Here is a 15,687-nt window from a genome sequence, read left to right as displayed (position 1 = left end):
TGTGTTGGTCCGAGGTCGTTGATTGTGCGGGGTTTAGACGACTTTTGCCCGCAACAGGTCATGAATGTTCAGGGCGCCGACGGGGTGATTGTCGCCATCGACCACGATCAAGCCATTGATCTTGTGGGTTTCCAGCAGCCGCGCGGCTTCGGCGGCCAGTTGGTCGGCACCGATGGTGCGCGGGTTGCGGGTCATCACCTGAGCGATGCTGGCGGTGCGCACGTCCAGGTCGGTGTCCAGTGCACGGCGCAGGTCGCCGTCGGTGAACAGGCCGACCAGTCTGCCCTGGGCATCGACGACGGCGGTCATGCCCAGCCGCTTGCGGCTCATTTCCATCAGGGCCTGGCTGAGGCTGGCGTCGTCACGGACGCTGGGTAGATCGTCGCCGGCGTGCATGACGTCGGTGATGTGCAGCAGCAGACGCCGGCCCAGGCTGCCGGCCGGGTGCGAGCGGGCGAAGTCGTCGGCGGTGAAGCCGCGCGCATCCAGCAGGGCCACGGCCAGCGCATCGCCCATCGCCAGCGAGGCGGTGGTGCTGGAGGTCGGGGCCAGGGCCAGCGGGCAGGCCTCGTGGTCCACGTTCACGTCCAGGTGCACATCGGCGGCGAGCGCCAGGCTCGACTGCGGTCTGCCGGTCATGGAAATCAGTGGATTGCCCTGGCGCTTGAACACCGGCAACAGGGTCAGTACTTCGTCCGATTCACCCGAATAGGACAGCGCCAAAACCACGTCATCTTCGGTGATCATGCCAAGATCGCCGTGCCCGGCCTCGCCTGGGTGCACGTAGAACGACGGTGTGCCGGTCGAGGCCAGGGTGGCGGCGATCTTGCGCGCGATATGCCCGGATTTGCCCATGCCGGTGGTGACCACACGGCCGCGCGAAGCCAGCACCAGCCGGCAGGCGGCGGCGAACTCGGCGCCAATGCGACCGCCTACCCGGTCCAGTTCGTCGCGCTCGATCTCGAACACACGGTGACCACTGGCCACCAGATCGGTGTCGCGCAATGTAGCCAGGGAAAGCGGTGAAGCAGCCATACGGATGCCACTCGGAGAGTAGAATGGGGGTTCATTTTATTAGGAAAGCGCTTTGGACGCCGAGACCATCCGAAATCTGATCGAAGCCGGCCTGCCGGGCGCCCGCGCCGACGTGCAGGGCGACGACGGGGTGCACTTCGAGGCCACGGTTGTCTGCGAGGCATTTGCCGGCAAGATGCCCTTGGCGCGCCACCGCATGGTGTATGCGACGCTGGGCGACCTGATGGGCGGTGCGATCCATGCGCTGGCGCTGAAAACCATCACTCCGGGTGAAGCCGGTTGAGCCGGCGAACTCTCTTCTCCTTATATCGGCCTTAAATCCATGGCAAAAATCGTAGTCACCGGCGGCAATGCGCTGAACGGTGAGGTTCATATCTCCGGCGCCAAGAACGCCGTCCTGCCGATCCTGTGCGCCACCTTGCTGGCCGATGCGCCGGTTGAAATTACCAACGTGCCGCATCTGCACGACGTGATCACCACGGTGAAACTGCTCGGTGAGCTTGGCGCCAAGGTCACCGTCGACCAGGGCACGCTGTCGCGCGGCAGCGCGGTGGTGGTGGACCCGCGTACGGTTGATCAGCACGTTGCGCCGTATGAGCTGGTCAAGACCATGCGCGCCTCGATCCTGGTGCTGGGTCCGTTGCTGGCCAAGTTCGGCAAGGCCGAAGTGTCGCTGCCGGGCGGTTGCGCCATCGGCTCGCGCCCGGTTGACCAGCACATCAAGGGCCTGCAGGCACTGGGTGCGGAAATCAGCGTGGAGAACGGCTTCATCAAGGCCCACGTTGATGGGCGCCTGAAAGGCGGCCGTTACACCTTCGACATGGTCAGCGTCACCGGCACCGAGAACGTGCTGATGGCGGCGGTACTGGCCGAAGGCACCTCGGTGCTGGAAAACGCCGCGATGGAGCCGGAAGTGGCCGATCTGGCGCATTGCCTGATTGCACTCGGTGCGAAGATCGAAGGCATCGGCACCGCGCGCCTGGTCGTGGAAGGCGTCGAGCGCCTGCACGGTGGCCGCCACGCGGTACTGCCCGACCGCATCGAAACCGGCACCTTCCTGGTGGCTGCAGCAATGAGCGGTGGTCGCGTCACGGTGCGCAATGCACGCCCGGACACGATGGACGCAGTGCTGCACAAGCTGACCGAGGCCGGCGCCGAGATCAGCACCACCGAAGACAGCATCACCCTGGACATGCATGGCAAGCGGCCCAAGTCGGTGAACATCACCACCGCGCCGCATCCGGCGTTCCCGACCGATATGCAGGCGCAGTTCATGGCCATGAACTGCGTTGCCGATGGCGTGGGTGTGATCACCGAGACCATCTTTGAAAACCGCTTCATGCACGTCAACGAGCTGCTGCGCCTGGGTGCCGACATCCAGATCGAAGGCCATACCGCGATCGTGCGCGGCGTGGCCAAGCTCAGCGGTGCGCCGGTGATGGCGACCGATCTGCGTGCCTCGGCCTGCCTGATCCTGGCCGGCCTGGTGGCTGCGGACGAGACCAGCATCGACCGCATCTACCACCTTGATCGTGGCTACGAGAACATCGAGGAAAAGCTTAGCGGGCTTGGTGCAAACGTGCGGCGGATCGCATGATCCTCAAGGGGCGCTTCAGTCCGCGCCGCAGGGCTTTGTTGGCCCTGGTGCTGCTGGCCCTGGCCTGGTTGGGCTGGGGCTGGTACAGCGGCGTGGCCATCACCCAGGGCGTTGAGAAGGAACAGATGGACTGGAATGGCGACGGCCAGATCAGCAGCGACGAGTTCCTGCAGGCGTTCTATGCGGTGCAGGTGAAGGACAGCGAAGAGGGTGATCGCCACTGCCGTAGCTTCATCTGGCGCAGCAGTGGCGAGGAATTCCGCCGCGATTGCCGCACGGTGTTCAAGAAGGACGCCACCCAGTAGCAGGAGCGCGCCGCAATGCTGTGGTGTCGATCGCTACCGATCGTTGACCCGGGCAAAGCGTAGCTGGCCCGGGTTGAAGTGGATCAGGCAGGGCGCAGCTCCTGCTTGAGCCCTGTCATTACCTGGCGCAGCGGTTGCCCAGGTCCGGGGTTCGCCGCTTGCCCGCGCTACGCTTGAGCGTGGCTCTGCGCTGTGCTCAGCGCGACCAGGAGTTCATCTGCAGGCTGATCGTGGTGGCGCCGTTTTCGCGCTGGACGATGCGCACCGGTGCCGGGATGCCGGCCACGATCCACGCAATGGTCTGCTTTTCGGCGCCACCCTGGGCAACCTTGGTGGCGTCGTAGTCGCGGCCGGCGACGGTGACCCGCTCACGACCGATCACCCGGTAGTTCATTGGCCGTGCGCGCCCGTTCTCGACCATGCGATAGGACAGCGGACGCCCGGCCGGTACGTCGCGTGCCAATGCCAGGTTGATCAGCAACGCGTCCATGTCGCCGTTCTGCAGGGCTACCGGCCCGGCGCGGTTGGGTTTGACGTCGCCGCTCCAGCGCGCCTGGCCGGCTGCCCAGTTGTAATTGGTAATAACGCCGCGCTGGACCGAGGCATAGCTGCTCCGGTCGCTGCCACCCAGCGGCCGGTACTGCGTTCCCATGTCCTGGAACACGGTGGCCTGGCTCAGCTTGGCAAGCATGTGATCCACGGTCAGCAGGTACATCCAGGAACCATTGCGGGCCGGGGTGAGGGTCATCCGCGCAGTTGCGCTGAGGCCCTTGTAGCTGGCGGTGTAACGTCCATCGAAACGCTGTACGGCGGCATCGGCAGCCGGGGGCAGGGATACAAGCAGGGCGGCAGCGAGCGGGAGTACGGCAAATCTGCGAGCAAGGGGCACGGCGTCTCTTCCATGAAAACGCCCGGCATCAGGCCGGGCGTGTCGGGGGCGGGGGATGCGATCAGTTGATGGAGCGGATGGTCAGGTCCAGTGCGTCCTGGCCGTTTTCGCGCTGCAGCAGGCGTGCCGGTACCGGCATGCCGGGGACGATCCAGGCGATCTGTTCCTTGTTTCCATCCACGCGCGACACCTTGGTCGCTTCCTGCTGCTTGCCTCCGATGGTCAGGTTTTCCTTGCCGATCACCCGGTAGGTCATGGGCTTGATGCGGCCATCGTCGACCATGCGGTAGGTCAGGGGCTTGCCGGCGGCGACATCACGGGCAATGGCCAGGTTGATCAACAGTGCATCCATGTCGCCGCTCTGCAGGCGGATCGGGCCGCTGCGATCAGGCTTCACGTCGCCGCTCCAGGTGGCCTGGCCGCTGTTCCAGTCATAACGCGCTTCCACCTGCTTGCGCTTGATCAGCACCACCGAACGGTCATGGCTGCTCAACGGGCGCAGTTTGCCCCCCTGTTCGTCGAACACTGTGGCCTGGCTCAGTTCCGCCATCGGGTTCTTGATCTGCAGGCTGTAGCGCCACTGGTTGTTGCCGGCAGGCGCTACCGACATCACGCCATTGGCCTGCATGCCCATGTAGCTGGCCTGGTAGTTGGCGGTGAACGGCTCGAATGCCAGCGCCGGCAAACTGGTCGCGACCAGTGCGGCGGCAGCGAGGTAACGCAGGGGGCTACGGGTAAGCTTCATGCTCAGGCTCCTTGGTATTCGATCAGGCGCAGGTCGATTTCGTCCTGCCCGTCTTTGCGTTGCAGGATGCGCACCGGCGTGGGCACGCCATTGGCGATCCACAGGATGGTTTCATCATTGCCGCCATTGGTGCGATACACCCGCAAGGCGTCATAGCTGAGATCACCTACCTGCACGTTCTCGGTGGTGTCGGCGGCGCGATACTCATACTGGCGCACGCGGCCGACATCGACGTAGCGGTACTGCAGTGCCTGTCCCGGGCGCGCATCGCGCATCAGCGACAGGTTCAGCACCAAGGCGCTCTGGTCGCCGCGCTGCAGCGCAATCGGGCGCTGCCGTTCTTTCTTGAGGTCACCCTGCCACTGCGCGGTACCGGCCTGCCAGTCATAGACGCCGGTAACCTTCTTGCTCATGAACAGGGCTTTCTTGACCGTGCTCTGGCTCAGTGGCGTGTAGACGCTGCCCTCGTTGTTGAACACGTTGCTCTGTTCGATGTTCAGCCCGAGGACACTGGCGAAGCCGCGCTTGCCGCGCACCGCCATGTCCACCCGCCATTGATTGCCGTTGTTATGCACGACCCGCATGGTGGCATCGCCGGCTTCCTTGCCCTTGTACAGGGCCTGGTAGGTGGCGACAAAGGGCTCCAGTGCCGGCGGGCTCCACTCCAGCGCTGGCGGCGGCAGCACAACCGGTGCCTGCGCCGGAGCAGCCGCAGGGGCGGGCGTCTCCTGTGCATGGCTGACGGCTGATACCAGCAGTGCGGTCAAAACCAATGGTTTGAAAAGCGCTATGGCCATGTGAGGACGAAGGCAGAAGGAAGGAGGGATCTTGCCAAACCACACGTCAGCAGCCTGTGCGGATCAGCGGCGGAGGGTTCCGGCGGAATCTAGGCGCAATGGGCTAAACAGGGACTGACCGTCGCAGTGGACCACGCCGTCCTGTTCAGCCACGCGCCCGGCAACCAATAGCTGGACGCTGGCCAGCAGCAGCGGGTGTTCGACCGCCAGCACGCGCTTGGCCAACGATTCCGCACTGTCCCCGGCCAGCACCGGGACCCGTGCCTGCGCGATCACTGCGCCGGCATCCAGTTCAGCTACGACGAAGTGGACGCTGGCACCGTGCTCCGCATGGCCGGCCTCGATGGCGCGGGCATGGGTATGCAGGCCCTTGTGCAAGGGCAGCAGCGAGGGGTGGATGTTCACCAGGTGGCCGCTGAAGCGCTGCACGAAGCCAGTGCCGAGGATGCGCATGTAGCCGGCGCAGATGATCCAGTCCGGCTTGCTTGCGGCGACTGCATCGGCCAGTGCGCTGTCAAACGCCTCGCGGTCGGCGAAATCGCTGGGGGAGCGCGCCCAACGCTGTGCGGGGGGCACTTTTTCCAGCGCGGCGGCGGCTGGCTTGTCGGAGAACACACCGACGATCTGCGCATCCAGTTGGCCTGCGGCAATCGCGTCCTGCAGGCATTGCAGGTTGCTGCCGCGGCCGGAGGCAAGCACGGCGAGACGGGGCAGGGGGCTCATGCCCGCGTCTTCCGCAGCAGTGGCCACAGCGCCAGGCTGCCGAGGGTGGCCAGCAACATGTCCGCATGCGCGTCCCAGATGTCGCCCTGCTGGCCGTTGTAGGCCTCTGCGGCTTCCGGTGACAGTGCCAGTGCGATGCCCCATTCCAGCCATTCGTAGGCCAGGCTGGTGCACATGATGGTCATCACCGCCAGCGTGAAGGCCTGGCCCACGCGCAGTGCCGGCCAGGTGCGCCGGGCCAGCTGGGTCAACGCCGGGGTGAAGCAGATGCCGTACAGCAGGTGGATCAGCCGGTCGAAATGATTGCGCTCCCAGCCGAAGGCGGCGTTTGGCGACCAGCCGAACAGCGCCTGTGCCCATTGGTCATAGGGGATGTTGGAGTACAGCCAACGGGCGCCGATGCAGTGCAGGAGGATGAAGCCGCAGATGGCCGCGAAGGCACCGCTGCCCAGCGGCCAGTGGCGGTCCACCCACCATAGCGCCAGCAGGCCGAGCACGGTCAGCGAGCTGTGCAGGGCCTGTTCCACAGGCCATAGCGGTTTGATCCAGGTAAGCGCGAATACAACAAGCACGCCGATGAAGGCGGCCTTCTTGGCGGCTGTCATGTAGGCGTTGGCTCAGCCGATGTGGACGCGTTCGGCGCCGTTTTCAGCGACCACTTCACCAATCTGCCAATGCGCCAGTTCCAACGAGTCCAGCGTGGCGTTGATGGCGGTGACCTGGTCGGCCGGCACCAGCAGCACGAAACCGATGCCGCAGTTGAAGGTGCGCCACATCTCGCTGTCGGCCACATTGCCTTCGCGCTGCAGCCACTGGAACACCGGCGGCAACGGCCAGCTGCTGGCGTCGATGGTCAGGCCCAGGCCTTCCGGCACCACGCGGATGATGTTCTCGGTCAGGCCGCCGCCGGTGACGTGGGCCATGCCGTGCACGGCTGCGCCGTGGGTCTTCAGTAGCGACAGGATCGGCTTGACGTACAGGCGGGTCGGCGCCATCAGCGCATCGACCAGCTTCACGCCGTTTTCCAGCACCAGATCGGCCGGGCTGCCGGCACGTTCATAGATGCGACGGACCAGCGAATACCCGTTGGAGTGCGGACCGGAGGAGGCAATGCCGATCAGCACGTCGCCGAGGGCAACGGCCGAGCCGTCCTTCAGCTCGCTCTTCTCCACGCCGGCGACGGTGAAGCCGGCCAGGTCGTACTCGCCCGGGGCGTACATGTCGGGCATTTCAGCGGTTTCGCCGCCGATCAACGCGCAGCCGGCCTCGGTGCAGCCATTGGCGATGCCGCCGACCACGGCCGCGGCGGTGTCGATGTCGAGCTTGCCGGTGGCGAAATAATCCAGGAAGAACAAGGGCTCAGCACCCTGTACCAGCACGTCGTTGACGCACATCGCGACCAGATCGATGCCGATCGTGTCGTGGCGGCCAAGCTGTTGTGCCAGCTTCAGCTTGGTGCCGACGCCGTCGGTACCGGACACCAGCACCGGTTCGCGGTACTTGTTGGAGAGGTCGAACAGGGCGCCAAAGCCACCCAGTCCGCCCATCACCTCCGGGCGGAAGCTGCGCTTTACCAGCGGCTTGATACGCTCGACCAGTTCGTTGCCCGCGTCGATGTCGACACCGGCGTCACGGTAGGTCAGGGGGGAGTTGGCAGAGGTCGAGGGGCTGGTCACTGGCGGCTGCACTGGCGGGGTGAACGGTCGATTTTAACAGGCCACGTTGGCGTGAAGGCCCCATTCGGGCAACAATTCCCTCCGGAATCGTCGAGCAATGGAAATTTCAATGCGCCGCAGCCTGGTCACAATCCTGTTTCTGGCGCTCTGCCTGCCAATTTCGTTGGTGCAGGCACAGTCGTCCAGCATGCGTACCGAAGGGGACGTGGCTGGCGCCAGCAGTGCCTATGAGGCCGAGGTACCGGTCAACAGCCAAAGCGAGGCCGATCGCAACGGCGGGCTGGCGCGCGCGCTGGGCGCGGTGCTGGCCAAGCTGTCCGGCGACCGCAGCGTGCTGGCGCGGCCGGGTGTGGCGCAGGCCCTGCGCAGCGCCAAGGACATGGCCGAGAGTTACGACTATCGGCAGGATCAAAGCGTCAGCGCCAGTGGCGCACCGAGCTTCCGGACCATGCTGGTGGCGCGCTTCCGCCAGGATGACGTCGACGGGCTGGTAGCGGCGCTGGGGCTGCCGGTATGGCCGCAGCCACGACCCAAGCCGGTGGTCTGGCTGGCCATCGATGATGGCAGCGGTCCGCGCCTGGTCGGTGTACCGCAGTCCAATGCGGCGCGGCCATTGCTGGATCGTGCGGTTGAACGTGGCTTCAAGCTGGGCCTGCCTGCCGGCGGCGCGGCCGAGCAGGCCCTGGTCGGTGCGATCTGGCGCCAGGACATTGCTGCGGTAGCGCGCGCCTCATCGCGCTATTCGCCGCCGATGCAGCTGATCGGCAAGTTGTACCGTGGCAAGGGTGGCGGCTGGGTTGCGGACTGGGTGTTTGTCGACAATGGCCGAGAACTGTCCAAGTGGACCACCAACGACGCCGATGCCCGGCGGGCGATGATGGCCGGTGCCGATGGCGCCGCCGATGCGCTGGTGCGGCGTTATGCCAAGGCGCCGGTCGGTGGTGCCGCCGGCGTTTACCGGATCGTGGTCAGCGGTATCCGCAGTGCCGACGACTACCTGCGCCTGGCGGCCACCTTGCAGCGAGTGGCGGTGGTCAAGTCGATCATGCCGATCCAGGCCTCGGGTGACCGACTGGAGCTGGATGTCGAGCTGATGAGCGGCTTGCCTGGGTTCAATCGCATGCTGGGCAGCGACGCCGCGCTACAGCCGGTGGGTGCGCTAGGCGACGACGATGCCGGCGCCGGTACCGAACAGAACAGTAGCCGCCGCGCGGAGTACCGAATTCGATGAGTACTGATACAGCGGAAATGGAAATCGCGCTGTTCCTGCGCCGCCTCAAGTGGGTGGTGCTCAGTGCCTTCGGGCTGTGGGTGATGTGGCTGCTGGCACCAGTGCTGACCCCGTTCGTGGTCGCCTTGATGCTGGCGTGGCTGGGCGACCCGTTGGTGGACCGGCTGGAAGCCAGTGGCCGTTCGCGCAATACCGCGGTGGTGCTGGTGTTCGTGTTGATGATCCTGCTGCTGGCCTTGGCGCTGCTGATCCTGGTGCCCTTGATCCAACGCCAGATCATTACCCTGGTCGCCGCTTTGCCCCAAGGGCAGGAGTGGCTGATGAACACCGCGATCCCGTGGCTTGAGCAGAAAACCGGGCTGGAAATCATGGCCTGGCTCGACCCGGGCCGTCTGTTCGAGTGGGTGCGCAGCCACTGGCAGCAGGCTGGCGGCGTTGCCACCACCTTCTTTGGCTACGTGTCGCGCTCGGGTTTTGCGATGGTGGCCTGGGTGATCAACCTGGCCTTGTTGCCGATCCTGGCCTATTACTTCCTGCGCGACTGGGACAAGCTGGTCGAGCGGGTTGCATCGATGATCCCGCGCAACCATATCGAAGTGGTTACGCGCTTGGCGCGTGAGTCCAATGACGTGCTGGGTGCCTTCATCCGCGGCCAGATCGTGGTGATGATCGCACTGGGCATCGTGTATGCCGCGGGCCTCAGCCTGGTGGGCCTGAACCTGGGCCTGTTGATCGGCCTGGTCGCAGGTTTGATCAGTTTCATCCCCTACCTGGGTGCAACCACCGGCGTGGTGATGGCGGTGCTGGCGGCACTGGTGCAGTCGCAGGGCTTTGACCTGCAGTTGCTGGTGCTGGTTGGCGTGGTCTTCACGGTCGGCCAGTTGCTGGAAAGCTATGTGCTGACCCCGCGTATCGTCGGTGACAAAATTGGCCTGCACCCGGTTGCGGTGATTTTCGCGGTGATGGCAGGTGGCCAGTTGTTTGGCTTCCTGGGAATGCTGTTGGCCTTGCCAGCGGCGGCGGTGATCAACGTGCTGTTGCGCTATGCGCACCAGCGTTATCGCCAAAGTGAGTTGTATGCCGGCCACGGGCCGACGATTGTGTTGGATCCGCGCAACGCCCAGGTGCCGGCGGATCTGAGCATCGTGTCGAAGGATGTAGAACCGAAGTGAGTGTGCCGCAGTTACCGCTGGCCTTGCGTTACCCGCCAGACCAGCGCTTTGAAACATTCATCGGTGCGCCGGAAGGCGCGCTGGCGCAGTTGCGTGCCGTTGCCAATGGCAGCAGCCAGGATTGGATCTATCTGGTGGGTGCCGGTGCTACCGGCAAGACGCACCTGGCCCTGGCCACCTGTGCTGCCGCACTGCAGGCCGGGCGTCGCCCTGCGTACCTGCCGCTGCAGGCGGCCGGTACGCGCCTGCAGGACGCCTTGGAGGCGCTGGAAGGGCACGACGTGCTGGCGCTGGACGGGCTGGAATATGTCGCCGGTCGACGCGAGCAGGAAATCACCCTGTTCGAGTTCCACAACCGCGCGCGCGCTGCCGACGTGACCGTGATCTATACCTCGCGGCTGCCGCCTGATGGCCTGGGGTTGGTGTTGCCGGACCTGCGCTCGCGGCTGTCGCAGTGCAGCCGCATCACCCTCGAGCCGCTGGATGCCGAAGGCCGTGGCGCAGTGCTGCGCGAACGTTCGGTGCGCCGTGGGTTGGTGATGGATGAGGCGACGCTGGACTGGTTGCTGACCCGTACCGGCCGTGACCTGAGCGGACTGGTGACCTTGCTGGAGCGGCTGGACCGCGAATCGCTGGCGGCAAAGAAGCGGATCACCGTGCCGTTCCTGAAACGGGTGTTGGAGAACGGGCCGGGTTGATCGGCATTATGGATTCTGTGGGAGCGGTGTAAACCGCGAAGCAGATGTCATATCCGCATAAGAAAGATGCCTGCGATTGCACGCATCTTTGTATCTGGGGCTTAAGTTGCTTCGCGGTTTACACCGCTCCCACAAACGGCTGGCGGACGCGGCTTTTGTAGGAGCGGCGTAAGCCGCGAAGCCGGTGTCGCGTCCGTTAACGAAGATGCCTGCAATTGCAGGCATCTGTGTATCTGAGTCTTCACTTGCTTCGCGGCTTACGCCGCTCCTACAAAAGCTGGTTTTCCAGCTGCTGCAGGCGCTCGGGGGTGCCTACGTCGGTCCAGCGGCCTTGGTGATGCTGGCCGCTGATGCTGTTGTTCGCCATCGCCGCGCGCAGCAAGGGCGCCAGTTTGAAGCGTGGTGGGGTTTCCGCGCTGCCATCGGCGCTGCCAATCACGTTCTGCCAGTCCTGCAACAACTGCGGCCGATACACGCCGATGCCGGCAAAGGTCAGGCGTGCTTGTTCGCCTTCGTCATGCAGCAGGCCATCGGCATCCAGGATGAAATCGCCACGCGGATGCTGCAGCGGGTTGTCGACCATGACCAGGTGGGCGCTGCCCTTCGGTTGCCGCGGAAGCGTGGCGAAATCGAAGTCACTCCAGATGTCACCATTGACCGCCAGGAACGGCGCATCGCCGAGCAGCGGCAGCGCGTTGTGCATGCCGCCGCCCGTTTCCAGCGGCACCGGGCCTTCGTACAGATAATGCAGACGCAGGTTCCAGCGACTGCCATCGCCAAGTTTTTCCGGAAACTGCGTGGCCAGCCAGCTGGTGTTGACCACCACATCGGCGATGCCCAGCGCGGCGAGGCGCTGCAGGTGCCATTCGATCAGTGGCACACCGGCCACGGCCAGCAGCGGCTTGGGCGCGTGATCGGTAAGCGGGCGCATGCGCTCGCCCAGCCCGGCGGCGAAGATCAAGGCCTTCATGCGGAAGCCTTGGTGGCCATTGCCGGCTTGAAGCGGCGCTCGAACAGATCCTGCAGCGGCGCCAGCTCCGGGTAGCGCGGCAACACCTCATCCAGGTAGCGAATGAAACGCGGTGCGTCTTCGAAGTAATGGCCCTTGCCGTCACGATCACGCAGGCGCACGAAGATGCCGAGGATCTTCAGATGGCGCTGCACGCCCATCCAGTCGGCGTCGCGCAGGAACTGCGGCCACGGCCGCACCGGCAGGCCGGCGGCCAGTGCCTGTGCGTGGTAGCGCGCAAGCCAGGCGTCCACTTTTTCCAGCGGCCAGCTCAGGAAGGCGTCCTTGAACAGACTGGCCGGATCATAGGCAATCGGCCCGCTGACCAGATCCTGGAAGTCCAGCACCGCCGGACCGCCCTCGACCGGCATCAGGTTGCGCGGCATGAAGTCGCGATGGGTCAGCACTTGTGGCTGGTTCAAGGCGTTGTCCATCAGGCGCCGTTGCACCAGCTGCAACTGCTCGCTTTCGCCGCAGTCCAAGCTCAGGCCGAGGTGGCGTTGCACGAACCACTCTTCAAACAGGCCGGCATCACGCTGCAGCAGTGCCTCGCCGAACGCGCCCATGCCTTCGGGCACCGGAATCGACTGCAGGCGGATCAGTTGCGCGAAGCTTGCATCGAACCAGGCGTCGGCGGTGTCGTCACTGATGAAGCGGGCGAGGGTTGGTCCGCCCAGGTCTTCCAGCAGCAGGAAGCCGTTGTCGACATCGCGCGCAAGCACCTGCGGTACACGCACGCTGTTGGTTTCCAGCAGGTCGTGCATGCGCAGCCAGGGACGTACATCTTCCAACCCGGGCGGTGAGTCCATCACGATGTGGCTGCCGCGTGCGCTGGTACTGCGCCAATAGCTGCGGAAACCGGCATCGACCGATGCACGTTCAAGCGTGGTGGCAGGGTCGCCGAGTGCGGTGCAGGTCCACTGCAGGCGTTGTTGGGCGCGCAGCGGATCGGAAGCGGGATCGTTCATGGACACTACAAGTGAAGCGGCGCCCGCAGGCGCCGTTGGGATGGAGTCAGCGCTTGCCGCCGCTGACCAGGCGCAGCAGTGCCAGCAGGGCGATCGCGCCAATGATGGCGCCGATGAAGCCGGCCGGCTGACCGGCGGCATACCAGCCCATCTCACGGCCGAACCAACCGGCGAATACCGCACCGGCCACGCCGAGCACGATGGTCAGCAGGCAGCCCATGCGGTTATTGCCGGGCATGAAGAAGCGCCCCAGCAGGCCTACGAAGAAGCCGATCAGGATGATGTACAGCCAGCTGTCGCTGCCAAACAGTCCGCTCATGTTCTTGCCCGTGCCAAAGAAAAACGCAGCCTAGCAAGGCCAGGCTGCGTTCGTCATCAAACCATCAACATCCGACCAACAACGTCGGACCGATCAGCAGCAGCCGTGGCCACCGTGACGGGTGCCGCTGTCGGCGGCCACCGGCGAACCGCTGGTTTCGCCACGCAGGCTGGCGGCGTGGTGGTCGAACAGCACCTTGGACACGCAGGAGGTGACGCGCTTGCCCATCGGGATGTGCAGGAACTCGTTCGGGCCGTGTGCATTGGAGTGCGGGCCGAGCACGCCGGTGATCATGAACTGCGCACCCGGGAACTTCTCGCCCAGCATGCCCATGAACGGGATCGAGCCGCCTTCGCCCATGTACATCGCCGGCTTGCCGAAGAAGGCCTGGCTGGCGGCGTCGATGGACTGCTCCAGCCACGGCGCCATGGCCGGTGCGTTCCAGCCGGTGGAGGCTTTTTCCAGGTCCAGGCTGACGTGGGCGCCGTTCGGCGGATCACGCAGCAGGGCTTCCTTCAGCAGCTCGCCGCAGGCCTTGCCATTGGCGGTCGGCGGCAGGCGCAGCGACAGCTTCACCGAGGTTTCCGGGCGCAGCACGTTGCCGGCCGATTCCAGCGGCGGCATGCCGCCGATGCCGGTCACCGACAGGGCCGGGCGCCAAGTGCGGTTGAGGACCAGCTCGGTCAGCTCATCGCTCATCGGCTTGAGGCCGTCGACCAGCGGGAACTTGTCGAAGATGGCGGTATCGACCACGTCGGCGGCGCGCTTGGCCTGTTCCAGGCGCTCGGCCGGGATTTCGGTGTGCAGGCCTTCCAGCAGGATGCGGCCGGTGTTTTCGTCCTCGATGCGCGACAGCAGCTGGCGCAGCAGGCGGAAGCTGGACGGCACCACACCGGAGGCATCACCGGAGTGCACGCCTTCGTTGAGCACCTTGACGGTGAAGTTGCCGCCGGTCAGGCCGCGCAGCGAGGTGGTGCACCACAGCTGGTCGTAGTTGGCGCAGCCCGAATCCAGGCAGACCACCAGCGACGGCTGGCCGATGCGTTCGGCCAGGTGGTCAACATAAGCGGGCAGATCGTAGGAGCCGGATTCCTCACAGGCTTCGATCAGGATCACGCAGCGGGCGTGCGGCAGGCCTTGCTCCTGCAGGGCCAGCACCGCGGCCAGCGAGCCGAAGATGGCGTAGCCGTCATCAGCGCCGCCGCGACCGTACAGCTTGTCGCCGCGCAGCACCGGAATCCACGGGCCGAGGTCGTCGTCCCAGCCGGTCATTTCCGGCTGCTTGTCCAGGTGGCCGTAGAGCAGCACGGTGTCATCGCCGGTTTCCGGGCCGGTGGCCGGGATTTCCAGGAACAGCAGCGGAGTGCGGCCCTCCAGGCGAACCACCTCGACCTGCAGGCCGGGGATGGTCTGCGCCTTGGCCCAGCTCTCCATCAGGGTGACGGCCTGTTCCATGTAGCCGTTGGCGACCCAGTTGGCGTCGAACATCGGCGACTTGTTGGGGATGCGGATGTAATCGACCAATTGCGGGACGATGTCGTTGTCCCACTTGTCGCTGAGAAATTGGCCGATCTTGGCGCTGTCCATCTGGATCTCCGATAGCAATGTCAGGTGCAACCATTCTACGCCGCTCCCTTGTTTATCGGGCTGGCGACGGTTTCATCAGTGAATTTTTGTAGGACTTTTCCTACAAAGGCCCGGGTGGTTGGCTGGCTGTTTGCTGAACCCGCCCCGGATATTCTGGATTCATGTGGCGCGGAACACTGATCTGACCGGCGGGATAGCCAGCCGATCAATGACCAAGCCACAAGGAGTACAGCGATGAAGCTTTTTACCGTAACGCTGCAGTCTCTGATTCTCGCATTGTTGTTGACGCTAACGGCGCAAGCCAAGGACAAGGTCGACATCAATACCGCCTCCGCGGCGGAGCTGAATCAGGTGTTGGTGAATGTCGGCCCTTCCAAGGCGCAGGCGATCATTGAACACAGACAGGCCAACGGGCCCTTCAAAAGTGTCGAGGAACTGGCACTGGTGAAAGGAATCGGATTGAAGACGGTCGAACGGAATCGTGACCTGATCGAGGCAAGGGCCGGAGCTGCCCCTGCCAAGAACGCTACCGGGACGGTAGCTGCGCAGCCGGTTGAGAGGCGCTGAGCGGAAGGAATCGAATAGTGAGCCGTCAGGATGACGGATCACCAGGAACCCGAAAAGGGCAGGACGCTGGGGGCTGGCAGGATGCCAACAAGGATGTGAGGTCGTCCGGTGGTGCACAGTGACGTGCAGCCGGGCGATTTTTCTGTCTCTGCTCCAAAGAACAAGGCCCGGGTCTTCCCGGGCCTTGTTCTTTTCTGGGGATTTGCGATTCGGGGTTCGCGATTGGGGATTGGGGATTGGGGATTCGCAAGAGCCGATACGAGCGTCGGGTTTGCGCACGCGGCGCCATTGGCCTGGTGCGCATGTAGCCCGGGTAAGCGCAGCGCACCCGGGGCTTTCCGCAAGAACCCCGGGTGCGCCGCGCTTACC

General features: G+C 64.7%; 18 protein-coding genes. 7 read left to right on the top strand and 11 right to left on the bottom strand.

The window, feature by feature from the left end; genetic code table 11:
* Window positions 1-33 precede the first annotated feature (33 nt).
* Window positions 34-1,035: a KpsF/GutQ family sugar-phosphate isomerase gene (locus ACVOLI_RS14770; protein WP_481615001.1), complete on the bottom strand. Its 1,002-nt coding sequence runs from the start codon at window positions 1,033-1,035 to the stop codon at window positions 34-36.
* Between the two features lie 52 nt (window positions 1,036-1,087).
* Between ACVOLI_RS14770 and ACVOLI_RS14765 the strand changes: the two genes are divergently transcribed.
* From ACVOLI_RS14765 to ACVOLI_RS14755, 3 genes are read left to right on the top strand one after another with little or no spacing between them, the layout of a single operon-like run.
* On the top strand, window positions 1,088-1,318 hold the full coding sequence (locus ACVOLI_RS14765) for a BolA family protein (RefSeq protein WP_296251001.1): 231 nt from the start codon (window positions 1,088-1,090) through the stop codon (window positions 1,316-1,318).
* 39 nt (window positions 1,319-1,357) lie between these two features.
* Window positions 1,358-2,632, top strand: coding sequence for a UDP-N-acetylglucosamine 1-carboxyvinyltransferase (gene murA, locus ACVOLI_RS14760; RefSeq protein ID WP_481615000.1), 1,275 nt, complete (start codon window positions 1,358-1,360; stop codon window positions 2,630-2,632).
* The gene (locus ACVOLI_RS14755; protein ID WP_481614999.1) at window positions 2,629-2,937 is read left to right on the top strand and encodes an EF-hand domain-containing protein; all 309 of its coding nucleotides are present in this window, start codon (window positions 2,629-2,631) and stop codon (window positions 2,935-2,937) included. Before murA ends, ACVOLI_RS14755 begins: the two co-directional genes overlap by 4 nt.
* 196 nt (window positions 2,938-3,133) lie before the next feature.
* Here ACVOLI_RS14755 and ACVOLI_RS14750 read toward each other — a convergent pair whose 3' ends face one another.
* The 6 genes from ACVOLI_RS14750 to purM form a co-directional block, all read right to left on the bottom strand.
* The gene (locus tag ACVOLI_RS14750) at window positions 3,134-3,826 is read right to left on the bottom strand and encodes a DUF3108 domain-containing protein (RefSeq protein ID WP_481614998.1); all 693 of its coding nucleotides are present in this window, start codon (window positions 3,824-3,826) and stop codon (window positions 3,134-3,136) included.
* 61 nt (window positions 3,827-3,887) lie between these two features.
* Window positions 3,888-4,571 (bottom strand): DUF3108 domain-containing protein, encoded by a 684-nt coding sequence (locus ACVOLI_RS14745; protein ID WP_481614997.1) that lies wholly within the window; start codon window positions 4,569-4,571, stop codon window positions 3,888-3,890.
* 2 nt (window positions 4,572-4,573) lie between these two features.
* Complete coding sequence (locus ACVOLI_RS14740) at window positions 4,574-5,368, bottom strand: DUF3108 domain-containing protein (protein WP_481614996.1); 795 nt, start codon at window positions 5,366-5,368, stop codon at window positions 4,574-4,576.
* 63 nt (window positions 5,369-5,431) lie between these two features.
* Window positions 5,432-6,091 (bottom strand): phosphoribosylglycinamide formyltransferase, encoded by a 660-nt coding sequence (gene purN / locus ACVOLI_RS14735; RefSeq protein WP_481614995.1) that lies wholly within the window; start codon window positions 6,089-6,091, stop codon window positions 5,432-5,434.
* Window positions 6,088-6,696, bottom strand: coding sequence for a DUF2238 domain-containing protein (locus ACVOLI_RS14730; protein ID WP_481614994.1), 609 nt, complete (start codon window positions 6,694-6,696; stop codon window positions 6,088-6,090). Before ACVOLI_RS14730 ends, purN begins: the two co-directional genes overlap by 4 nt.
* Before the next feature lie 12 nt (window positions 6,697-6,708).
* Entirely contained in the window at window positions 6,709-7,767 is a 1,059-nt protein-coding gene (purM, locus tag ACVOLI_RS14725) for a phosphoribosylformylglycinamidine cyclo-ligase (protein WP_481614993.1), read from the bottom strand.
* 109 nt (window positions 7,768-7,876) lie between these two features.
* On the opposite strand from purM, the gene ACVOLI_RS14720 reads away from it, so the two are divergent.
* The 3 genes from ACVOLI_RS14720 to hda are packed head-to-tail and all read left to right on the top strand — an operon-like array spanning window position 7,877 to window position 10,868.
* On the top strand, window positions 7,877-8,998 hold the full coding sequence (locus tag ACVOLI_RS14720) for a DUF2066 domain-containing protein (protein WP_481614992.1): 1,122 nt from the start codon (window positions 7,877-7,879) through the stop codon (window positions 8,996-8,998).
* Entirely contained in the window at window positions 8,995-10,170 is a 1,176-nt protein-coding gene (locus ACVOLI_RS14715; RefSeq protein WP_481614991.1) for an AI-2E family transporter, read from the top strand. The genes ACVOLI_RS14720 and ACVOLI_RS14715 overlap by 4 nt, the downstream gene beginning before the upstream one ends.
* A complete protein-coding gene (gene hda / locus ACVOLI_RS14710; protein ID WP_481614990.1) occupies window positions 10,167-10,868 on the top strand; it encodes a DnaA regulatory inactivator Hda in 702 nt (233 codons plus the stop codon). Before ACVOLI_RS14715 ends, hda begins: the two co-directional genes overlap by 4 nt.
* A 268-nt stretch (window positions 10,869-11,136) precedes the next feature.
* Here the strand turns inward: hda and murU are convergent, their stop codons facing one another.
* The 4 genes from murU to ACVOLI_RS14690 form a co-directional block, all read right to left on the bottom strand.
* A complete protein-coding gene (murU, locus tag ACVOLI_RS14705) occupies window positions 11,137-11,838 on the bottom strand; it encodes an N-acetylmuramate alpha-1-phosphate uridylyltransferase MurU (RefSeq protein ID WP_481614989.1) in 702 nt (233 codons plus the stop codon).
* On the bottom strand, window positions 11,835-12,845 hold the full coding sequence (locus ACVOLI_RS14700) for an aminoglycoside phosphotransferase family protein (protein WP_481614988.1): 1,011 nt from the start codon (window positions 12,843-12,845) through the stop codon (window positions 11,835-11,837). The genes murU and ACVOLI_RS14700 overlap by 4 nt, the downstream gene beginning before the upstream one ends.
* Before the next feature lie 46 nt (window positions 12,846-12,891).
* Entirely contained in the window at window positions 12,892-13,164 is a 273-nt protein-coding gene (locus ACVOLI_RS14695) for a GlsB/YeaQ/YmgE family stress response membrane protein (protein ID WP_282267821.1), read from the bottom strand.
* 93 nt (window positions 13,165-13,257) lie between these two features.
* On the bottom strand, window positions 13,258-14,751 hold the full coding sequence (locus ACVOLI_RS14690) for a M20 family metallopeptidase (protein ID WP_282267819.1): 1,494 nt from the start codon (window positions 14,749-14,751) through the stop codon (window positions 13,258-13,260).
* A gap of 234 nt (window positions 14,752-14,985) precedes the next feature.
* Here ACVOLI_RS14690 and ACVOLI_RS14685 point away from each other — a divergent pair, with 234 nt between their 5' ends.
* The gene (locus ACVOLI_RS14685) at window positions 14,986-15,318 is read left to right on the top strand and encodes a ComEA family DNA-binding protein (protein ID WP_282267817.1); all 333 of its coding nucleotides are present in this window, start codon (window positions 14,986-14,988) and stop codon (window positions 15,316-15,318) included.
* The last annotated feature ends 369 nt before the right edge of the window (window positions 15,319-15,687 follow it).

The sequence above is a fragment of the Stenotrophomonas sp. STEN029 genome, from assembly GCF_056760015.1.
The sequence above is the reverse complement of the archived record's forward strand: the minus strand, read 5'-3'. Positions and strand labels throughout refer to the sequence as shown.

Bases quoted from the DNA above. Each gene is read 5' to 3' on its own strand.
- ACVOLI_RS14770 (WP_481615001.1), bottom strand. From the start codon at position 1,035: ATGGCTGCTTCACCGCTTTCCCTGGCTACATTGCGCGACACCGATCTG.
- murA (WP_481615000.1), top strand. From the start codon at position 1,358: ATGGCAAAAATCGTAGTCACCGGCGGCAATGCGCTGAACGGTGAGGTT.
- ACVOLI_RS14755 (WP_481614999.1), top strand. From the start codon at position 2,629: ATGATCCTCAAGGGGCGCTTCAGTCCGCGCCGCAGGGCTTTGTTGGCC.
- ACVOLI_RS14745 (WP_481614997.1), bottom strand. From the start codon at position 4,571: ATGAAGCTTACCCGTAGCCCCCTGCGTTACCTCGCTGCCGCCGCACTG.
- ACVOLI_RS14740 (WP_481614996.1), bottom strand. From the start codon at position 5,368: ATGGCCATAGCGCTTTTCAAACCATTGGTTTTGACCGCACTGCTGGTA.
- purN (WP_481614995.1), bottom strand. From the start codon at position 6,091: ATGAGCCCCCTGCCCCGTCTCGCCGTGCTTGCCTCCGGCCGCGGCAGC.
- ACVOLI_RS14730 (WP_481614994.1), bottom strand. From the start codon at position 6,696: ATGACAGCCGCCAAGAAGGCCGCCTTCATCGGCGTGCTTGTTGTATTC.
- ACVOLI_RS14720 (WP_481614992.1), top strand. From the start codon at position 7,877: ATGCGCCGCAGCCTGGTCACAATCCTGTTTCTGGCGCTCTGCCTGCCA.
- ACVOLI_RS14715 (WP_481614991.1), top strand. From the start codon at position 8,995: ATGAGTACTGATACAGCGGAAATGGAAATCGCGCTGTTCCTGCGCCGC.
- murU (WP_481614989.1), bottom strand. From the start codon at position 11,838: ATGAAGGCCTTGATCTTCGCCGCCGGGCTGGGCGAGCGCATGCGCCCG.
- ACVOLI_RS14700 (WP_481614988.1), bottom strand. From the start codon at position 12,845: ATGAACGATCCCGCTTCCGATCCGCTGCGCGCCCAACAACGCCTGCAG.
- ACVOLI_RS14695 (WP_282267821.1), bottom strand. From the start codon at position 13,164: ATGAGCGGACTGTTTGGCAGCGACAGCTGGCTGTACATCATCCTGATC.
- ACVOLI_RS14690 (WP_282267819.1), bottom strand. From the start codon at position 14,751: ATGGACAGCGCCAAGATCGGCCAATTTCTCAGCGACAAGTGGGACAAC.
- ACVOLI_RS14685 (WP_282267817.1), top strand. From the start codon at position 14,986: ATGAAGCTTTTTACCGTAACGCTGCAGTCTCTGATTCTCGCATTGTTG.